The sequence below is a fragment of the Caballeronia sp. DA-9 genome, assembly GCF_051615025.1.
GTDB lineage: Bacteria > Pseudomonadota > Gammaproteobacteria > Burkholderiales > Burkholderiaceae > Caballeronia > Caballeronia sordidicola.
The window spans coordinates 819,811-837,889 of the sequence record NZ_CP195132.1 but is presented as its reverse complement, the minus strand read 5'-3'; the positions used below and the strand labels follow the sequence as shown (position 1 = coordinate 837,889).

Sequence of the window (18,079 nt, the reverse complement as noted above, 5' to 3'; positions counted from 1 at the left end):
CAGCATAGGCGAACTGGCGCAAGCCGGCAGCGTTGGCTCAGGGATCTTGCGCCAGCATCTGCAGGCGGGGCGCGAGCTTGCTGAGAAGGAGCGCTTCGAGCGGGATGGGCGGCGAGAAGTAATAACCCTGCGCCTGCGCCGCACCCATTTCGCGCAGCACGGCGAGCGTCGCGGCGTCTTCCACGCCTTCGGCCACCACGGTGAGGTCCAGCGACTCCGCCATCCTCACGATGGCCCGGACGATCGCGCGGCTGCGTGGACTCGTGGTCAGCTCGAAGATAAACGAGCGGTCTATCTTCAGGCCGCTGAAGCGATATTGATGCACGTAACTCAGCGACGAAAATCCCGCGCCGAAGTCATCGAGCACGACCGACATGCCGTGATCGGCGAGACGCTGCATTGATCGTCTCGCGAGATCGGGCTCGGCGACGAGCGCGCCTTCCGTGAGTTCCAGGCAGATGCGCGAGGGCGCCACGCCATGGCGCGCAAGCAGCGCGAGGACGTCGTCGGCGAATTCCGCGCGGGTCATGCTGTAGCTCGAGCAGTTCACATGGACCGGCGGCCAGTCCGCGTGCCCGGGCTGCGCGAGGATGATCGCGACCCGTGTCAGCATGTACAGATCGAGCCGCCCGATCAGGCGCAAGCCTTCCACGGCCGGCAGGAATTCACCCGGCGCAATCACGCTGCCATCGGGCTGACGCCATCGGATCAATGCTTCGAGCGCAACGAGCTGACCCGACCTCGCGCTGACAATAGGCTGGAAATACGGCACGAGTTCGTCGTCGCGCTTGAGCGCATTGCGCAGCGCCCCTTCGCGCTCGACCTGATCCGATACCTCGCGCCGAAGCTCATGGTTGAAGACCACGAAGCTGTCACGTCCGCCATTTTTCACGCGATACATCGCGGTATCGGCGTCGCGCAGAAGATCGGCCGGCTCTTTATGAAACTGCTCGTCCGGACTCACGATGCCAATGCTGCACGAAGAAAACACCACGTGGTCGTCAATATGAAACGGCAGGTCGAACGCGGCGAGAATGCTCTCGGCAATATCGACCGCGGTGTCGAGCGACGCCCCCGGAGAGAGCACGGCGAACTCGTCGCCGCCCAGGCGCGCGAGCAGGTCGGTGTCGCGCAGGCAGTTTCTCAGCCGGCTCGCGGCCTGCACCAGCAGCATGTCGCCGAAATGATGGCCAAGGCTGTCGTTCACAACCTTGAAACGGTCCAGGTCAATAAACATCACCGCCAGTTGTTCCCCGTCGGCATGATGATCGCGCCACGCTTCCTGCAGCCGCTGCAGCATGTGGCTGCGGTTAGGCAGGCCCGTCAGCGCGTCGTGCGAGTTCTCGTGCTGCAGGCGCGCGTTGGCTTCGTCGAGTTCGCGCGTGCGGTTCTGCACGCGCTGTTCGAGTTCCAGATTGGCCACGTGCAGCGCTTCGGCGGCGCTGCGGCGTGACAGCGCGGTATCGATATGGCGCGATACGAAAGTCAGCAGTTCCTGATCGCGCTGCGAATATCGCACTTGCGACGAATAGCTTTGCACCGCGAGCACGCCGCGTACTTCGTCTCCGTCGAAAAGCGGAATGCCGAGCCACGAGCGCAGCTTGATGCTCTCGCCCGAGCTTTCCATCTCGCCCGTTTCCACCAGCCGCGTTGCCTCGGCGAGATCGATCAGGCAGGGCCGGCGCTTGCGGATCACGTACTCGGTGAGGCCGCGCCGGCCACGCCGCGGAGCCGGATAATCGTTCAGCAGTTCGTCGACGTAATAGGGGAACGACACGCTCTGCGTCGCGTTGTCCACAAGCGCGACAAAGAAATTCCGCGCATACAGCAACTCGCCGACAATGCCGTGAAGGCTGCGGAAAAATTCCAGCATGTCGCCATGCCGGCTCGACAGTTCGGCGATCTGGAACAGCGCGCCTTGCAAGTGCTCAGCGCGCTTTCGTTCCGCTATTTCAAGGCGCAGCGCGCGATTCACCTCGGACAGCTCAGCGGTCCGGCGCGACACGGTTTCTTCAAGATCCGCCCGATGCAGGATGCGGTCGAGCGCCATTGCCACATGACGCGCGACCACCAGGAAGAGCGCGCGGTCTTCCACGCTAAAGATGCGCGCCACGTCGTAGACCTGCATCGCGATCATGCCGAACACTTCGTCGGATGCGTTCTTGAGCGGCGCGCCCATCCAGAATTCGGGCCGGTCGCCCACGCAATAGAAGCGGCCTTCGTGCTCGGCCGCGGCAATGCCCGCCGCGTCGATCAGCAGCGGCTGGCCCGTGGTCAGGACCTGGCCGGTGAGCGACAGGCACGACGAATCGAGCGTGTCATAGGCGGCGGGGTCGAGCGCGCAAGTGTCGATGACATCGACGTAATACGGATACGTAATCTCGTTGTTCGACGGGTTGTAGAGCGCGAGATAGAAATTCTCGGCATCGATCAGCGTGGCAAGCTGCCGATGCACGCCGAGCAGGAATTCTGAGCGGTCGCGAACCGAACTCGCGAGATAAGCGATCTCGTAGAGCACGCGCTGCGTGTTCTGCGCGCGCGCCAGTGCGTCTGTCTGGAGCGCTTCGCCAAGACTGCGCGCAAAGTCGGCGAGCGTGCGGTTCGCGGCATGCGCCGCCGGCGCGAGCAGCCAGCCGAGGATGTTTTCGCCGCTCCCGGTTGGCCACAGGCACAGACGGTGTGTCGTGCAAAAGGCGTGAAAGTCGTCAGCGGGAAGGATGGCCGGCCAGCCATCGTCAAGAGAACCCTGGGCCGCGAGATGCATGCCGGTGCCGGGCTGATACCACGCCCAACAGGTTGTGTCGATGAGCGTGGCGGCATTGCGCAATAACGAATCGATGCACGTATCCGTATTCACGCGCCTCGGCGCATTGGCGGCGGGGCGCGCAAAACCCGCGGCGGTGTCGTCGCGGCTTGCATCCGCCACAGGCGTGGCCGGCTTCACGGTATAGACGTTCATCAGCGCTCCGAGCCGACGGCGTTGCGGCTCCTCACTCACTTTTTGTTCGACGTCGGCGTATACAAATCGGCGTGGCGGGCGCGGCGGGTGCTTTGGCAGCAACCTCGAATAGTGCCAGGCCTGATTGTAATAACGGCAATGCGGCTTCCGGCTTTAGGAGCGCCGTAGGGCATCATAGCGGGCCGATTGTCCGGCCAGCAAAAAACACCGCATTATGCGACGTGCGAAAGGAGTTGAATACCGCCCTGATTTATTCGGCGCTTATTTCGGCTTACGCGCTTGCCGTGCGCGGACGCGGCGCCATAGCGCGCCGTTCGACCCCAACCGAAACCCCCAGCAACACGATTCCGCCGCACGCGAGAAGCGCGCCCGTCCAGCCAGTTGCCTCAAGGCCGAAACCGAGCGCCACGACCACGCCGCCAGCCCATGCGCCCAGCGCGTTCGCAATGTTGAAGGCTGAGTGATTGAGCGCGGCCGCTACGGTTTGCGCATCGCCGGCCACGTCCATCAGGCGTGTTTGCACGGCCGGGACCACGGCAATGCCGAGCCCCATTGCGAAGAGATTGAGCGTGGCGGTCCATTCGTTTGCCGATGAATACGCGAATGCCGCCAGCGCCGCCGCGTTCCAGATCAGCATGCCGAAAATGGTCCACAGCCGGGATTTGTCGGCGAGTACGCCGCCTATCAGGCTGCCCGCCGTCATGCCGACCCCAAGCGCGCCGAGCAGCAGCGGCACGCGCCACGGCGCGACGTGGGTCACGTTCAAGAGCGTTGGCGTGATGTACGTATAGACCGCGAACAAGCCGCCGAAACCGACCGCGATGACCGAAAGCGTCAACCAGACCTGCGCGCGGCGGAACACGCCGAGTTCGCGCCGGGGCGTTGCGCCCCCGGCGTGGATGGGTGGAAGAAAGACGCGCACGCCGATCATCGTAAGGATACCGAGCGTGCCGACCAGCAGGAAATCCGCGCGCCAGCCGAGCCATTGACCAAGCCAGGTTGCAAGCGGCACGCCGAAAATATTCGCGATGGTCAGTCCCAGCATCACGCGCCCGACCGCCCGCGCGCGCCGGTCGGGCGGCACCAGCGACGCCGCTGTCAGCGCGGCCACGCCGAAATACGCGCCGTGCGGCACGCCTGAAATAAAACGCGCGATCAGCAGCAGCGTGTAATTGGGCGCAAGCGCGCTCAGCAAGTTGCCGAATGCGAACATCAGCATCAGGCCGATCAGCATCGCGCGGCGCGGAATCTTGGCGAAGAAAATGGTGATGAGCGGCGCGCCGATCACGACACCGAGCGCATAGGCGCTGATGATGTGGCCCATGGTGGGCAGCGACGTATCGAGTCCATGCGCGATGATCGGCAGGATGGTCATGGAAGCGAATTCGCCCGTGCCGATCGCCAGTCCGCCGACCGCCAGCGCGACCTCCGCCGGACCGGCTCCAAAAGGCGCGATGACACGGTCGAGCGGGCTTCCTGCGGAATTGTCGGGGATATCGATAATGGACATTGAGCGGAGAATGTGGGTTCGAGACGATGCAATGCAGCATTATCTCGAAATATCAAATCCTTCGCATGGCGCAACAACTCGAAATTCGGGGCAAATTTGCATTGCTGCACTGCCACTATTTATGGCTGCACGTCCGGCTCGCCTCCGTTGGCGGAAAATCGTTCACGATATGCTTGCGGCGTGACGCCGGTCGAGCGCAAAAAACCGCGTCGCATGGTTTCCTCCGATCCAAATCCACAGCGCGCCGCCACACGTTTGATCGGAAATGCGGTATCGCCGAGAAGACGCCGCGCCGCTTCGAGCCGCAGTTGTTCGATAGCGCGCGCGGGCGTGACGCCGGTTTGCGCCCGATAGTGCCGCACGAAACTGCGCTCGCTCATGCCGGCGCGCTCGGCGAGCGTCGCGACGGACAGGTCCGACGCCATGTTTTCCGCGATCCACGCGTGCAGTTCGCCAAAACGGTCTCCCGCTTTTTGCAGCGATAACGTCGCGCTGAACTGTGCCTGGCCGCCTGGGCGCTTGAGAAAAACCACGAGTTCGCGGGCGACTTCCAGCGCGAGCGCGCGGCCGAGATCGTCCTCGACCAGCGCGAGCGCGAGGTCGATACCTGCCGTCACCCCCGCCGACGTCCATACCGTGCCGTCGCGAATGAAGATGGGGGCAGGGTCCACATTGACAGCCGGATAGCGCTCGCCGAGCTGCTCGCAGTGCGCCCAGTGTGTGACGGCGCGGCGTTTATCGAGCAGACCGGCCGCAGCGAGCAGGAACGCGCCCGTGCATACCGACGCCACCCTGCGGCAGCGCTGGGCCCGCTCCCTGATCCACGCCACCTGCGCGGTTTCCCTCGACGCTGCATGGACACCGCGGCCGCCCGCGATGATCAACGTATCGGCTGTCTCACTCGCCAGCGGCAATGGATGCGCAACGAGGCCGAGTCCCGCCGTGCTCCGGATCTCGCCGGAAACGGCTGCAATGACGCGCGGCACGTATGGCGCGCGGCTTCCCGCAGCGAGCGAGAGTTCATTGGCCGACGCAAAGACCTGCAAGGGACCGGCAACATCAAGAAGCTGGACGTCGGGAAACGCGTAAATATCGATACCGCGTGGCGTCTTTTTCATGTTGGCGGCCTGGAAAGTGGCGTAAAACGAGGGTTAATTGGTAATCACGCCAAAGGGTAGCGGGGTATCGTCAGTGCGTCCAGTTCGCGCGTTCACTCTTCACGAGGTTTATCCCATGGCATTGCATATCGGCTTTCTTGTTTTCCCCAACGTGCAGCAACTCGATCTGACCGGTCCTCACGATGTCTTCGCGTCCGTTCCAGGCGCAACGGTCCACCTGATTGCCGGGACGCTCGATCCCGTGAAGTCGAGCAGCGGCCTGTTGTTGACGCCGACGATTATTTACAGCGATTGCCCGCAGCTCGACGTGTTGTGCGTGCCGGGCGGCTTGGGCGTCAATGAATTGATGGAAGACGCTGCCGCACTCGATTTCATCAAGCAGCAAGCGGCTGGCGTGCGCTTCATGACGTCCGTCTGCACGGGCGCGCTTGTCCTTGGCGCGGCCGGTTTGCTGCACGGACGCCGCGCAACCACGCATTGGGCGTTTCATCACTTGCTGGAGCAGTTCGGGGCAATTCCGGTCAAAGAGCGTGTCGTTCAGGACGGTAACTTGATGACCGGAGGCGGCGTGACGGCGGGCATCGATTTTGCGCTGACGCTATTGACCGGCTTGATTGGCGAGACGGAAGCCCAGGCCATCCAGCTTCAACTGGAATATGTGCCCGCGCCGCCCTTCAATTCAGGCACGCCCGATACAGCGCCTAAGGCTGTTGTGGACCTGGTGTGGAAACGCGGCGAGAAAGGCCGCGCAATTCGCACCGAGCTTGTCAGGCGTGCGGCCGCACGACTGGATTCCTAGCGTGTGCCCAGCCAGCACACGAAAAAGATCCGGCGCGGCGGCGGGTTTCCTAAAGAGGAGTGTGTCATGTCACGAGCCCGGATTGCATCGATCACCTTGCTGGCGTCGCTTGGAATAATCGTGGGCGCAACGCCTGATTCCTTCGCTCAAAGTGCGGACGCGGCATCGGCTGCGCAACCGATGTCAAAGCAAGCGCAGAAAGCCCAGCGTAAGGCCGACAGAAAAGCCGCACGCGCGAAGAATTCGGCGGAGCTGGGCGAACTGGAGAAGAACGGCTACAACCCAAGTGCGGATCGCAACGATTATCCGCAGGACATTCAGAAAGCTCAGAGCAAGGTGAATGCGGAGCATGGTCAATCGGGGCAATAGCACGCACAAGCGTAGTGCGCTGTCGTGTTCAAAGTCGAGAGGCCGCCATGTCGAAATTTCATTCTGCACGTACCGGTTTTGTAGTCGTGACGATGACAATTGCATTTGCGTCATCCGCGCAGGCGCAAACCGCGCAGCCGAATAACTCGCCGCCGACGCGTGCCTCGGAGAAAGCGGACCTGAAGAATCTCGAAGCGCACGGCTACAAGCCGGCGGCCAATGAATCGGATTATCCGAACGATATCCAGCGTGCAGAGAAGGCTACGTACGGCTCCGGGGCGACAGGTTCGGCCAGCCCGAACAACGCGACGACGCCATCGACGCCACAATAGCAGGGTGAATTCATCCGGATTGTGCAGAGGAAACCGGCGTCGGGGAACAGAATTTGCGGCCGCCCACCGGTTCGCCGGGCGGCGCGGTGCTGCCCGCATTGACCAGGGCCCCAAGCTGAATGAGACGAAAAGCGCTCCTTTCCGCCATGTTGTGTGTCTGCATTACTGCCGGTGGTTGTTCCGCCATCGGTCCCAAACGGCTCAAGGCCGATCAGGTCGATTACGCAAGAGCGTTGGGCGAAGCGAAAAAGCGCGAGATACTCGCGGCGCTCGTAGGCATCCGCTTCGCCGATTCGCCGGCGTTCCTGAGCGTCAGCCAGATCATCGCCGCCTACACGTTCGATGCCACCGCAGGTTCCACGTTCAGCGCTGGCGACACCACGCAGAACTTCGCCGCTGCAACGGGCAGCGTTTCCTACTCGAACCATCCGACCTTCACCTTCACGCCGACAACCGGACAAGCCTTTGCAACGGCTTATATCCGTCCGCTTGCGCCGGCGCTCGTGCTGCCGCTGGCCGAAAGCGCGATTCCCATCGACTTGCTGTTGCGGATCACCGCGCAATCCATGGGCGGCTTACAGAACGCGAACGCGATGGGCGGTCCTAACGCGAACGGCAGCGTGGGTTTCTTCGAACTGATCCAGGCGTTCCGGCGGCTTCAGCTTGCGGGTCAGCTTAACGTCGAGACGCGCGACGAGGACCATGTGAGCCGCGTGTACATCACGCTGGGCGCGACTACGAGCGGTGAGAACGCCGAGACGTCGAAGGACCTGATGCTGGTGCGCAACCTGTTGAAGTTGTCACCGAAGACGAAGACGTATGAGGTCGTCTATGGGCAATCGGCCCAGCGCGGCGAACGCATTCCAATGGTCACACGTTCCGTGCTCGGCATTCTCACGGACCTCGGAGCGCAGGTCGACGTGCCGGAAGAACTGGTGGCGCATGGGTCGACGAAGCCGACCATTGGCTTGATCGGGGTGGAGACGCGTCCCACGATCATTGTCCATGTCGGGCAGAAGCCGCCCGAGGATGCGTACATCGATATCCAGTACGGACCTTCGCAATACTGGATCGACCGGAGGGATTTCGATTCGAAGTACGCGTTCACCGTGGTGCAGATGCTGATGGCGCTGGCCGAATCCAATCAGGACGCCAAGACGCCGATCGTCACGATACCGGCGAGCTAGCGTACGTCGCGTACGTCCGGATCGATGCTCAGTGCGCTTCTCCCCGGCCCGGTGGGCGGATCGGCACGCCGCCGCCAAACACGCGTGACTCGGACGTATCCGGCTCCGGTGTCTTCGCAGGCGGCGGCACGATAACCGGCTCGCGTGTCTCGACAACAGGCCGCGTTTCACGCGCGTCATGGATGACATGCGCTTCGTGCGGAGCGCGCACGGCGGGCGCGGCGAACAGATGCGGTGCGTTGTTGCCGGCCGATGACGACGAAGCCGATGGCGCTGCCGCTGCCGTGTATGTGCTCTGCAGGTTTGCACTCGGTATTGTCGCGCGCGGGACAGCCGGCATGGCGACCGCCTCGCGGATCGGCGCGGTATGCACGAGCGGATGCGCGGCATTGTTCGCCGCCAGCAGCGCGGCTGCGTCGGCGGCTTTCTTCGCTTGCGCCGCCTTGAAATTCACTCGCTTGAGCAGGACGCGCGAATCCGGATAGCTTGTATCGATTGCAATTGCTTCCTTCGCATAACGGCGCGCGCAGCGCCAGGAAGACGCGGCGTCGCAGGCCCGGGCACGCTGCATGGCTGCGTCGCGCGCGCTTTCTCGCTGGGCCAGCTCGTCACGAATGCGTTTCGCTTCAACGTCGTCCGAAAGTGTCGATGGAACCTCCGCGAGGTTCTTGCGCGCGGCGCTCAGGTCGTTCGTGAGCAGCGCCAGCCGCGCAATGTAGAGCGTCTCGCCGGGGCTGCCCGCTGGCGGCCGCTCGGCGGTCATTGCCGGTGAGATGGGGGTCATCGACATGCGCGGCAAACCGTTTTCAGTCAGCGCGGAGGGCTGCGGCGCGTGGCTCGCAATGGGAACGTCCGCGGTAGCGGTCGGGCTCGGGGCGAGCACGGCCGCGATCGTGGCGGCGGCCTTGGGTGAGGGGATGTCCGGCACGTTGACAACGGGCGCCGCCACGGTTTTCGTCGATGCGATTTGCGGCGCGGGAGCAGCAGCTATTGCAACGTCAGCCGGTTTGCCTGGCGGACGTGTAGTGTCTGGCGGTGTCGCGATATCTGGCTTGCTTGCGAGCGTGGTATCGGAAGCCGGATCCGGATGGATCGTCGATGCAACCAACGCCAGCAACGTGTTGTAGTTGTCCGCGACCGTGTCGTTGAACGCACGCGCATGCGCTTCCACTGTTGCGAGCGTAGCCAGTGAATACCTGGCGGCTGTTTCGTATATGGGCGGACTTGCGTCTGTGGTCTTGGCTGTTGTTGTGTCCGCAACCGCCGACGGTGCAATGGATTTTGCTGCTGTCGCGATGGGCGGCGTTGTGGCCACAGGTTTCTCAGGAACCGCCTGCTTCGCGATAACCGGCGCAACAGGCTGGCTTGACTGATTCGGCGTTGTCTTCACTGCATGCGTCGTGGCCTCGGTCGAAACCGTAGTAGTGGGGATGGCAGGCTTGACCGGCGCCGGCTTCTCAGCGGCAATCGCTTGCGGCGCAGGCGCGGGCAATGGCTGCTGCGTGCCCGTCGAACTCGCGGCGGCGAACACCGTTGCGCTGGCTGGCACGCCAACGTCCGCGTGACTCTCAGGAGCAACAGGAACAATCACAGCCTTGCGTGCCGCGGGCTCCGGCAGCGCGGCCAGCCGCTGCACGGCAGGCGACCTCAGCGCCGGTGCATGAGCCAGCCCTAGCGCGAGCGCAAGCATTCCGCCGCTTGCCAGATAGAACGCCACGCGCTTCAACACGCGCTTTCTTTCACGCGCGATGTTCATCTTGGTATCGAGCTCGTCGGGCACGCTCGGATAGGGTACAAGCATGCGGCCGGGCATCAGCACCACGTTTGCCCCATAGTCGACCGAGCTGGGCGTACCCAGCGTGCGCAGGGCACGCGACTGGTTCGTGCCGCAATGCGGGCATTCATCTTCGCCGTGAGTCAGCGCATTGCCGCAGCGATGACACGTCGCATACAGGACGGGCGCGCGAAAAGATAACAGGCTCATGCCGAAGCCCTCTGGGCAGATGTTTGTGCCGGCCCACGTCACGATCAGGCGAGCCGGATTGTTCATATAAGAATAGTGCAATTAGTTCAGAAGTTAGTACCCCGGTATGTTTTGTAGGCCGCATTGACGCGCATCGGCGACACTTTCTTCTCGCTGCATCGTGGTCTATGTGGGCTTGCGCACATTTCGTGGCGGATAGTGACATTGATCTGGCCGATAACAGCGGCTCGTTCGCAATCTGGTTCGGTATCCGAATGTTTGGCTTTGAGGAACTCGAAGAAAATCCGTCTGTAAAGCAGCCCTGTAAACGCACTGTCCGGGACACGAAAGCGTTCCGTGCCCCGGACAGATCCGGCCATGTTGCTTGAAGAGGCTTACTTGAACCGGTACGTCGCGCCGACCTGGAAGAAGCGTCCCACGTTCGTGTAGAGCGACTGGTCGTAGCCCGTCAGGTCCGCGCCCGAGGTCCATTCGGTGTCGAACGGAGGCTTTTTATCGAACAGGTTGTTGATGCCTGCGTAGATGGTCCAGTTCTTGAAGCCGTGATAGCTCGTGAACAGGTTGAACTGGCTATATGAAGCCACCGACAGGGGCGTGTCCCCGTTGATATCCGCAATCGCGTTCGTGTACGGACCGGTGTATTGCCATGTCAGCGTGGTCGTGAACTTGCGATAGTCCCAGGTCAGGTCCGTGTTGCCCTTCCAGCGCGGATTCGACGCACCGAACGGCTGGTTCAGCGCCAGATTGTTGCCGGCGAAATCCGCCGTCGCCGCGCCCGGGCTGTGAAGCTTGAAATGCCACACATAGGCCCAGTCACCGGACAGCGTGAACGAACCCACCGGCGTGCCGACCGTCTTGCGCCAGTTGAAGTCGAAGCCGTCTGTATCGAGCGAGCCCAGGTTGATGAACTGCGAGTTGATATAGCGCAGCGTGCCGTCCGGGTTGCGGATCACCTGGGTCGGATCGTTCGCGGCGAGTACCGCCACCGGATCCGGCGTGCCGATTACACCGTCAATGCGCACCTTGTAGAAGCCCGCGCCAATGTCGGTTGTTGCATCCGGCGACAACTGGAAGCCGATGTTGTAGTTCTTCGTGTGCTCAGGCTGAAGGTTCGGATTGCCGTTCGTGAACTCGGTCGTGAACGCCTTGGTCGGGCCGCGCGGATCAAACGGGTCGGTCAGGTTCTGGTGTCCCGTGTACGACGCCTGTGCGTTTTCGACCAGTGTCGGCGCACGGAAACCACGGCTGAACGACGCATAGGTCGTGAATGCCTGCACCGGCTGATAACGCAATGCGAAGCTCGGCGAGAACGCGCCGCCAAAGTCGCTGTAGTGGTCATAGCGGCCCGATTGGGTGAACGTCAGCGCGCGGATGATCGGAATCTCGACCTGGTAGAACACGGCCGCCACGTTGCGCGAGCCGTCCACCGTCTGGATCTGCGCCGGCGACACGATACCCAGCGACGAATAGGTGCGCGGGTTGATGATCGAGCTCTCATGCCGGAACTCGGTGCCAAGACCCAGGCCCACGTTGCCCGTGGGCAGCGTGAAGAGGTTCGACGTCGACGTTTTCGCGCTGACCGTATCGAGCTTCGTGATGGCTTGCTGGAAGTCGTCCCTGAATACGCCGTCCAGGCCGTTGGGCGTCGAGCCCGGGTTCAGGAAGTTGTACGTGCCGTTTTGCAGCACGTTCTGCCAGCCCGCCACATCCAGCGAGTTGTAGAAGTGGCTGTCCACCGTGCTTTGCGAATGGCCCGCGTCTACCGACCAGTCCCAGTCGCCAAGCTTCGGTGTGGTGAACGATCCCTTGATCCCCGTCGATGCCTTCCAGAAGGTCGAGACCGTATCCACGCCAACGCCGGCGGTCGGGAAGGTGTAGTTGATCGGGGTATCGACGCCGAACGGGTTGAACGGATTGCCACCCGGCACAGTGCGGTTGAGCGGCGAGATGCTGTTGGTCGCCGGGTTGTACACGTTCGACAAGCTGCTCGCCGACTGCAGGCCGCCGTACTGCACGGTCTCGTCGCGGCTGCCCCAGAACTCGGCATACGCCTGCATGTCGTCGTTGATCTTGAACGTGCCGCGCACCTTGGCGTTCAGCCGCGTGGTCGAAGGAACCAGCGAGTAGTCGTGGGCCGTGTTGTAGGTACACGTGGTGCCGCCCGTGCGGCCCGTCGTGGTGTTCGGCGGGCACGGATTGAGCGGGACGTTGGTGCCGTCCGGCGCGGTCCAGAAGCTTTGCTGGTTGTTGCCTGCTGGCGCGTTGGTGCCGCCGAAGCGCGTGAAGTCCTGGCTGCTCGTCATATCGCGGTCGGCGAGTGTCGAGCCCGAATCGCGATACCAGCTTGCCGAACCCGTGACGTTGAAACGGTCCGTGTTGAGATTGCCGAAGCCGCCGAGCACGCTGAAGCTGCCTTGCGCGTCGCCGGGGTGCTGGGCCTTGCCGAGCTGGCTGTCGATCTGGAAACCCTGGAAGTTTTTCTTCGTGATGATGTTGACCACGCCCGCAATGGCGTCGGAGCCGTATTGCGATACCGCGCCGGTCTTCACGATCTCGATCCGGTCGATGGTGTTCAGCGGGATCGTGTTGATGTCGAAGAAGGTGTCGGTGAAGTTGACCGCTTGCGCGTAGTTCGCGACGCGCTGGCCGTCGACCAGAACCAGCGTGTACTTCTCCGAGAGACCGCGCAGTGCAATGCCCGCGCCGCCCGGAGCCGTGCTGTTCATGGTCGATTGCGACCAGCTGCTCGCCGAGTTCGCCGACACGCCGCGCAGGAAATCGGCCACGGTGGTGTATCCGCTTTGTTCGATCTCCTTGGCTGTCACAGTCTGGACTTCTGTGTTGCCTACCTTGTCCGATGTGCGGATCAGCGACCCCGTGACTTCCACTTTTTCAAGTTTGGTCGGAGCCGTTGCCGGCGTGGATGCAGCAGGCGCGGCCGTGGTCGCGGAAGTCGTACCCGAAGCGCCACCGGTGCCGCTTGGGTCTGCGGTCTGTGCGTGCGCCATCGGAATGAATGCGGCGCTCAGCACGAGTTCGGCGCCAATGATGCCCTTGATCGCCGTTACCAATCTCTTCTGTTTCACGTGCTCTCCCTCTTGTCAGTGAGCATATTTGATCGAACCAACCCGGCCGGGACGTGTGTGTTGCACGAACCGGTCACGCGATGCTTTTCAACGCTTTTTATTGCGGGGCGCGTTTAAAACGCTGAATGCGTTGTTTGAGCATCGTCAGTCAAGGCGCAATCTCAATCGTGTTGAAAGGCGCCGTTGATAAGCGGCAGCACCAAGAGCACGAGTTATGCCAATTTGGGAAAAGGGATAAGCGGAAAAGCTGGATACAGCTATTTATTTATGCAGTAAGGATTTGAAATAAATGCGTTTTATTTTTATTGAGAATTGTTGTTTAGTGGATAACGAGAAACGATCGATTTAACGCTCATTACCATTTATTATTTTGGAATAATGTTGTAAATAGCGTGATTTAGAGTGATTCGTCTAAATATAGTGGTGCAAAACTTGCACCTTGAAAGGGAGCTAATGCATCGCGTTGTGCATTACGCTTTGAAAGCCGATTTTGGGGTTATCACGGCGGGTGTGCACAGTATAAACATAATCAATGCGCTTTTGTAATACCCTCGATGAAACTCTTTGCCATGGAGGGATTGCGTCTATCCAGAAGTCCTAGGGTTTAGGAGCATATGAAGCGGACGATAATCAAAAAGATACCTTCCGCATATTCATTACGAAATTCTTTCATAAGCACCAGAGTAATCATTTGGTGCACAAAGGATGGGTTTTCTTATTTCACTGGTCGGCTTTGACGGGATTATCAGGCCTCCATCTATGCGATATTGGCAGTACGGCAACGACTGCAAAAAAAGTTCGCGAAAACAGGATCGGTCAACAAACTAAAATTCGCCGTAAGATCAACGCGTAATAGGCATTTGGCCCATCGCCGGTAAAAGGCTGGCGTATCTCCTGGCATAGCCGTTGCTTAGAAGGTCGCGCTTTTACGAGCGGCGTCGAAACGAAGCTGCCCGCTCAAAGAACTACCGTCATCTAAAAAATGATTAGCGTCGTTTGTCCTAACCGGAGTCCGCAGTGCTGAATACCCTCATTAATTATTCGGTCCAGTCGATGGGCCTCATTCCCCTCCTTGGCGTCATTTTCCTGCTGGGCATGGCCGTCATCATCGAGCGCATGGTGTTCTTCGCCAGAGCGGTGCGCGCAGGCAAGACCATCGAGCATGATCTGAAGCTGCTGAAGGCCAATCATCCGGAAGATGCCGCGAAGCTCGTCAAGCACTACGACTCGACCGTGCAGGCCGAACTCGTGAAGACCGCAATGAAGGTCAATGGGCGCGACGAAGCGGTGGTGGAGCGCGAAGTGGAAGAGGCGATCATGTTCCAGATGCCGCGCCTCGACCGTAACCTCTGGGTGCTCGATACCGCCGTCACGCTCGGGCCGCTGCTCGGACTGCTTGGCACGATCATCGGCATGGTGGAATCGTTCAACGTGTTGGGCGCGAGCGGCACGGCAAACCCCAACGGCGTGACGGGCGGTATTGGACATGCGCTTACCGCTACGGCATGCGGTCTTGTCATTGCCATCATCTGCGTGATCTTTCTCAACTACTTCAACAAACGTATCCGCATGACGGTCAATCAGTTCGACCTGATCAAGTCGTTGCTGGTCTCGCGCTTCTCTGCGCCGGTTCGCCGCAACGCGGATGTGCGCCCCGAGATCGCAGCATGAGATTGCGGCAAGCGTGTGCCGCATGAGAGTGCTTCACTGGCCGTATGAAGGGCATGCATTGACCGGGTGCCGTTTGGAAACAGAAGAGGTTTGAGATGAGTAGAAATCACCGCAGTCACTATCTGGGCGCGGAAGAGAAGGCACGCATCGAGATCATCCCGATGATCGACATCATGATGTTCCTGCTGGTCTTCTTCATGCTCGCCACGCTCAAGATGATCCAGGGCGCGGGCATCAAGCTGGACCTGCCGCAATCCAGCACCGCTGAAGCGTTGCAGCAGACCATCAAGGTATCGATCGGCGTGACGAAGACCGACGAGCTTTATCTCGACGCGAAGCCCATCACGCCCGACGAACTCACCGCGCATTTGAAGGGCCTCGTGGGTGATTCGAAGAAGGTCGATGTCGCCATCTCCGGCGACGAAGGCACGAGCTACAAGAACATCATTCACGTCATGGACCTGGTGCGCGCCGCCGGCATCAGTTCCGTGGCACTGGCGACGAATCCTTCGACATGAACGTTCCCGTACATCTGGTCAGCACGCCTCGCGTGCCTCTGGACGGGGCGCTGTGGGCGTCCAGGGGTGCGGCGAAAGACGGCAAGGTATCGATGAAAGTCGCGGTCGGCGCCGCGCTGCTGGTCGAGCTGTTGCTGATTGCCGGTCTTTCGCATGTGAACTTCACGCCCGATGCACCGCCGCCGCCCAAGGAGCTGCGGGTTCGCATGGCGCCTCCGCCGCCTCCGCCACCGCCGCCGCCCGAGGTGAAGAAGCTCGAGCCTCCACCGGCTCCCACGCCGCAAAAGCCGCTGCCGAAGAAGGTCGAGCCGAAGCCGTTACCCACGCCCAGGCCGCCGCCGGCGAAGCCGTCGGCGGCGCCTAAGGAAGCGCAGATTCCGGCTGCCGCGAACCCGTCCGCCAATGCGCCCGCCGTGGCGACTACGCCGTCCAGTTCGCCGCCCAGTCCGCCTGTGGCGGCAACGGGCGCCGCGCCCGTTGCACCGCCTGCATTGCACGGCGTGGTCGATGGCCGAGGGCATTGCCAGTCAGTGCAGCCGCAGATTCCGCGCAAGGCGCTCCAGGACGGCATCTCGGCGGACGTGGTCGCACATCTCACGATCAATCCGGATGGCAGCGTGGGCGCCGTGAAGATCGTCAGGACCACGCCGCCGACTTCGGTGTTCAATGACGCCGTCACGACCGCCGCCAAGGCGTACAAGTGCGAGAAGAATGCCGAGGCCTATGTGGGCGAGGTGACGTTCTCGTTCAAGACCGCGCCAGGCAGCGACGACGAATAACGGTCTGTACACAACCCTGAACTTCGACATGTCTTGTGATCGTGCAAGGCATGTCGAGGGCCGCTGTAACCGCCGATGGCTGTTGGCGGAAAGTCATGTATTCCGGGAGTTTCCTGATGTTTTTCGTTTCATCGAATCGTTCTTTGCGCGGCTTGCCTGTTTTGCTCGTAACCTGTCTGTTCAGCGCCGCGAGCGCTCCCAGCCTTTCAAACGCGGCCGTCATCCCACCCGGCACGCAACTCGCCGCGAAGCAGGAACTGGTGCGCAACAACGGTAGCGAAGTCGAGACGCTCGATCCTAACGTAGCCGAATCCGTGCCGGCCAATACCGTCACGCGTGATCTCTTCGAAGGCCTGACCGCCGTTCGCTCCGATGGCGAAACGGTGCCCGGCGTCGCCGAGACGTGGGAGATGAAAGACCCGACCACATGGATCTTTCATCTGCGAAAGAACGCCCGGTGGTCCAACGGCGAACCGGTCACAGCCGCGGATTTTGTCTTCGGCTGCCAGCGGCTCGTCGATCCGAAAACAGCCTCGCCCTATGCGAACACCTACGGCATGTTCCTGCTGAACGGAACAGAGATTGTCGCGGGCAAGAAGCCGGTTGCGTCGCTGGGCGTGACGGCTATCGACGCGAATACGTTGCAGATAAAGACGCCGTATCCCGTGCCCTTCCTGCCCGACCTGATGACGAACACGAACTTCGGGCCCATCAACAAGGCGGCGATGGAGAAAAACGGCAAGGACTGGACCAAGCCCGGCAAGCTTGTTAGCAACGGCGCGTTCATGCTGAAGGATTGGCAAGTCAACAACCGGCTCGTGCTCGCGAAAAACCCGAATTACTGGAACGCGGGCTACGTGCAATTGAATCAGGTCACGTACCTGCCTATAGAAGATGAAAACACCGACGTAAAGCAATACGAGTCCGGTGGCGACGACTGGGTTTATCAATTGCCATCGGGAACGTTCGCGCGCTACAAGCAGGCGTATCCGAACGAGATGCGCGCGGCGCCCATGCTCGGCTTGCGCTATTACTCGTTCAACAACAAAGATCCGTTGCTGAAGGACGTACGCGTTCGCAAGGCCTTGTCCATGGTGATCGATCGCGACATCCTCGCGCAGCGCGTCACGGCCGACGGGCAGATCCCGGCGTATGGCGTGATTGTGAAAGGCGTTAAGGGCGCGGATGTCAGCGCCTACGACTGGGCTTCCTGGCCCATGGCGAAGCGTGTGGAGGAAGCTAAAAAACTGCTGGCCGAAGCGGGCGTGAAGCCGGGCACCAAGCTGCAGTTCGCGATGAACACCAGCGAATATCACAAGAAAATGGCTATCTTCGCGGCATCGGAATGGAAGAGCAAGCTCGGACTCGACACCGATATCCAGGCCATGGAATTCAAGGTGTTGCTGAAAAAGCGCCATGACGGCGACTATCAGATCGCGCGCAACGGCTGGGTGGCCGATTACAACGACGCAAGCACGTTCCTCACGCTGGTTCAATGCGGCTCGGAACAAAACGACAACCAGGCGTGCAACCCGAAAGCCGACGCCCTGATGCGCGACGCGTCGAACTCCACCGATCCCGCCACGCGGCAGAAACTGCAAACAGAAGCCGGCAAGCTTGCAATGGAAGACTATCCAATGTTGCCGCTGCTGCAATACACGCTGGTGCGCCTCGTGAAAAGCTACGTGGGTGGTTATTCCACGAAGAATCCGATGGACCACTACCGCAGCGAAGACCTGTACATCATCAAGCACTGAGTCCAGACCC

At 61.1% G+C, this 18,079-nt stretch carries 13 protein-coding genes; 8 read left to right on the top strand and 5 right to left on the bottom strand.

What is annotated here, in order from left to right; genetic code table 11:
• Window positions 1–37: 37 nt before the first annotated feature.
• From ACRWA7_RS09955 to ACRWA7_RS09945, 3 genes are all read right to left on the bottom strand, one after another.
• Window positions 38–2,959, bottom strand: a complete 2,922-nt coding sequence (locus ACRWA7_RS09955; RefSeq protein WP_438392511.1) for a sensor domain-containing phosphodiesterase — start codon at window positions 2,957–2,959, stop codon at window positions 38–40.
• 271 nt (window positions 2,960–3,230) lie between these two features.
• Entirely contained in the window at window positions 3,231–4,469 is a 1,239-nt protein-coding gene (locus ACRWA7_RS09950) for an MFS transporter (RefSeq protein ID WP_082850519.1), read from the bottom strand.
• Between the two features lie 119 nt (window positions 4,470–4,588).
• Window positions 4,589–5,587: a GlxA family transcriptional regulator gene (locus ACRWA7_RS09945; protein ID WP_060856613.1), complete on the bottom strand. Its 999-nt coding sequence runs from the start codon at window positions 5,585–5,587 to the stop codon at window positions 4,589–4,591.
• Window positions 5,588–5,702: 115 nt separating this feature from the next.
• Between ACRWA7_RS09945 and ACRWA7_RS09940 the strand changes: the two genes are divergently transcribed.
• The 4 genes from ACRWA7_RS09940 (at window position 5,703) to ACRWA7_RS09925 (ending at window position 8,274) form a co-directional block, all read left to right on the top strand.
• Window positions 5,703–6,386 carry a DJ-1/PfpI family protein gene (locus ACRWA7_RS09940; RefSeq protein WP_438392510.1) on the top strand — a complete coding sequence of 228 codons (684 nt, stop codon included), beginning with the start codon at window positions 5,703–5,705 and terminating at the stop codon, window positions 6,384–6,386.
• Between the two features lie 66 nt (window positions 6,387–6,452).
• Window positions 6,453–6,755, top strand: a complete 303-nt coding sequence (locus ACRWA7_RS09935) for a DUF4148 domain-containing protein (RefSeq protein WP_060856611.1) — start codon at window positions 6,453–6,455, stop codon at window positions 6,753–6,755.
• A 47-nt stretch (window positions 6,756–6,802) separates the two neighbouring features.
• Window positions 6,803–7,087: a DUF4148 domain-containing protein gene (locus ACRWA7_RS09930; RefSeq protein ID WP_438392509.1), complete on the top strand. Its 285-nt coding sequence runs from the start codon at window positions 6,803–6,805 to the stop codon at window positions 7,085–7,087.
• Between the two features lie 119 nt (window positions 7,088–7,206).
• Window positions 7,207–8,274, top strand: coding sequence for a hypothetical protein (locus ACRWA7_RS09925; RefSeq protein WP_438392508.1), 1,068 nt, complete (start codon window positions 7,207–7,209; stop codon window positions 8,272–8,274).
• A gap of 28 nt (window positions 8,275–8,302) precedes the next feature.
• Here ACRWA7_RS09925 and ACRWA7_RS09920 read toward each other — a convergent pair whose 3' ends face one another.
• Together ACRWA7_RS09920 and ACRWA7_RS09915 are read right to left on the bottom strand one after the other, a co-directional pair.
• A complete protein-coding gene (locus ACRWA7_RS09920) occupies window positions 8,303–10,324 on the bottom strand; it encodes a hypothetical protein (protein WP_438392507.1) in 2,022 nt (673 codons plus the stop codon).
• Between the two features lie 308 nt (window positions 10,325–10,632).
• Entirely contained in the window at window positions 10,633–13,344 is a 2,712-nt protein-coding gene (locus ACRWA7_RS09915) for a TonB-dependent receptor domain-containing protein (protein WP_438392506.1), read from the bottom strand.
• A gap of 1,017 nt (window positions 13,345–14,361) precedes the next feature.
• On the opposite strand from ACRWA7_RS09915, the gene ACRWA7_RS09910 reads away from it, so the two are divergent.
• The 4 genes from ACRWA7_RS09910 (at window position 14,362) to ACRWA7_RS09895 (ending at window position 18,069) form a co-directional block, all read left to right on the top strand.
• Complete coding sequence (locus tag ACRWA7_RS09910; protein WP_060856606.1) at window positions 14,362–15,015, top strand: MotA/TolQ/ExbB proton channel family protein; 654 nt, start codon at window positions 14,362–14,364, stop codon at window positions 15,013–15,015.
• Between the two features lie 95 nt (window positions 15,016–15,110).
• Window positions 15,111–15,533 carry an ExbD/TolR family protein gene (locus ACRWA7_RS09905; protein ID WP_060856605.1) on the top strand — a complete coding sequence of 141 codons (423 nt, stop codon included), beginning with the start codon at window positions 15,111–15,113 and terminating at the stop codon, window positions 15,531–15,533.
• On the top strand, window positions 15,530–16,312 hold the full coding sequence (locus ACRWA7_RS09900; RefSeq protein ID WP_438392505.1) for an energy transducer TonB: 783 nt from the start codon (window positions 15,530–15,532) through the stop codon (window positions 16,310–16,312). The genes ACRWA7_RS09905 and ACRWA7_RS09900 overlap by 4 nt, the downstream gene beginning before the upstream one ends.
• 116 nt (window positions 16,313–16,428) lie before the next feature.
• Complete coding sequence (locus ACRWA7_RS09895) at window positions 16,429–18,069, top strand: peptide ABC transporter substrate-binding protein (protein WP_438392504.1); 1,641 nt, start codon at window positions 16,429–16,431, stop codon at window positions 18,067–18,069.
• Window positions 18,070–18,079 lie beyond the last annotated feature (10 nt).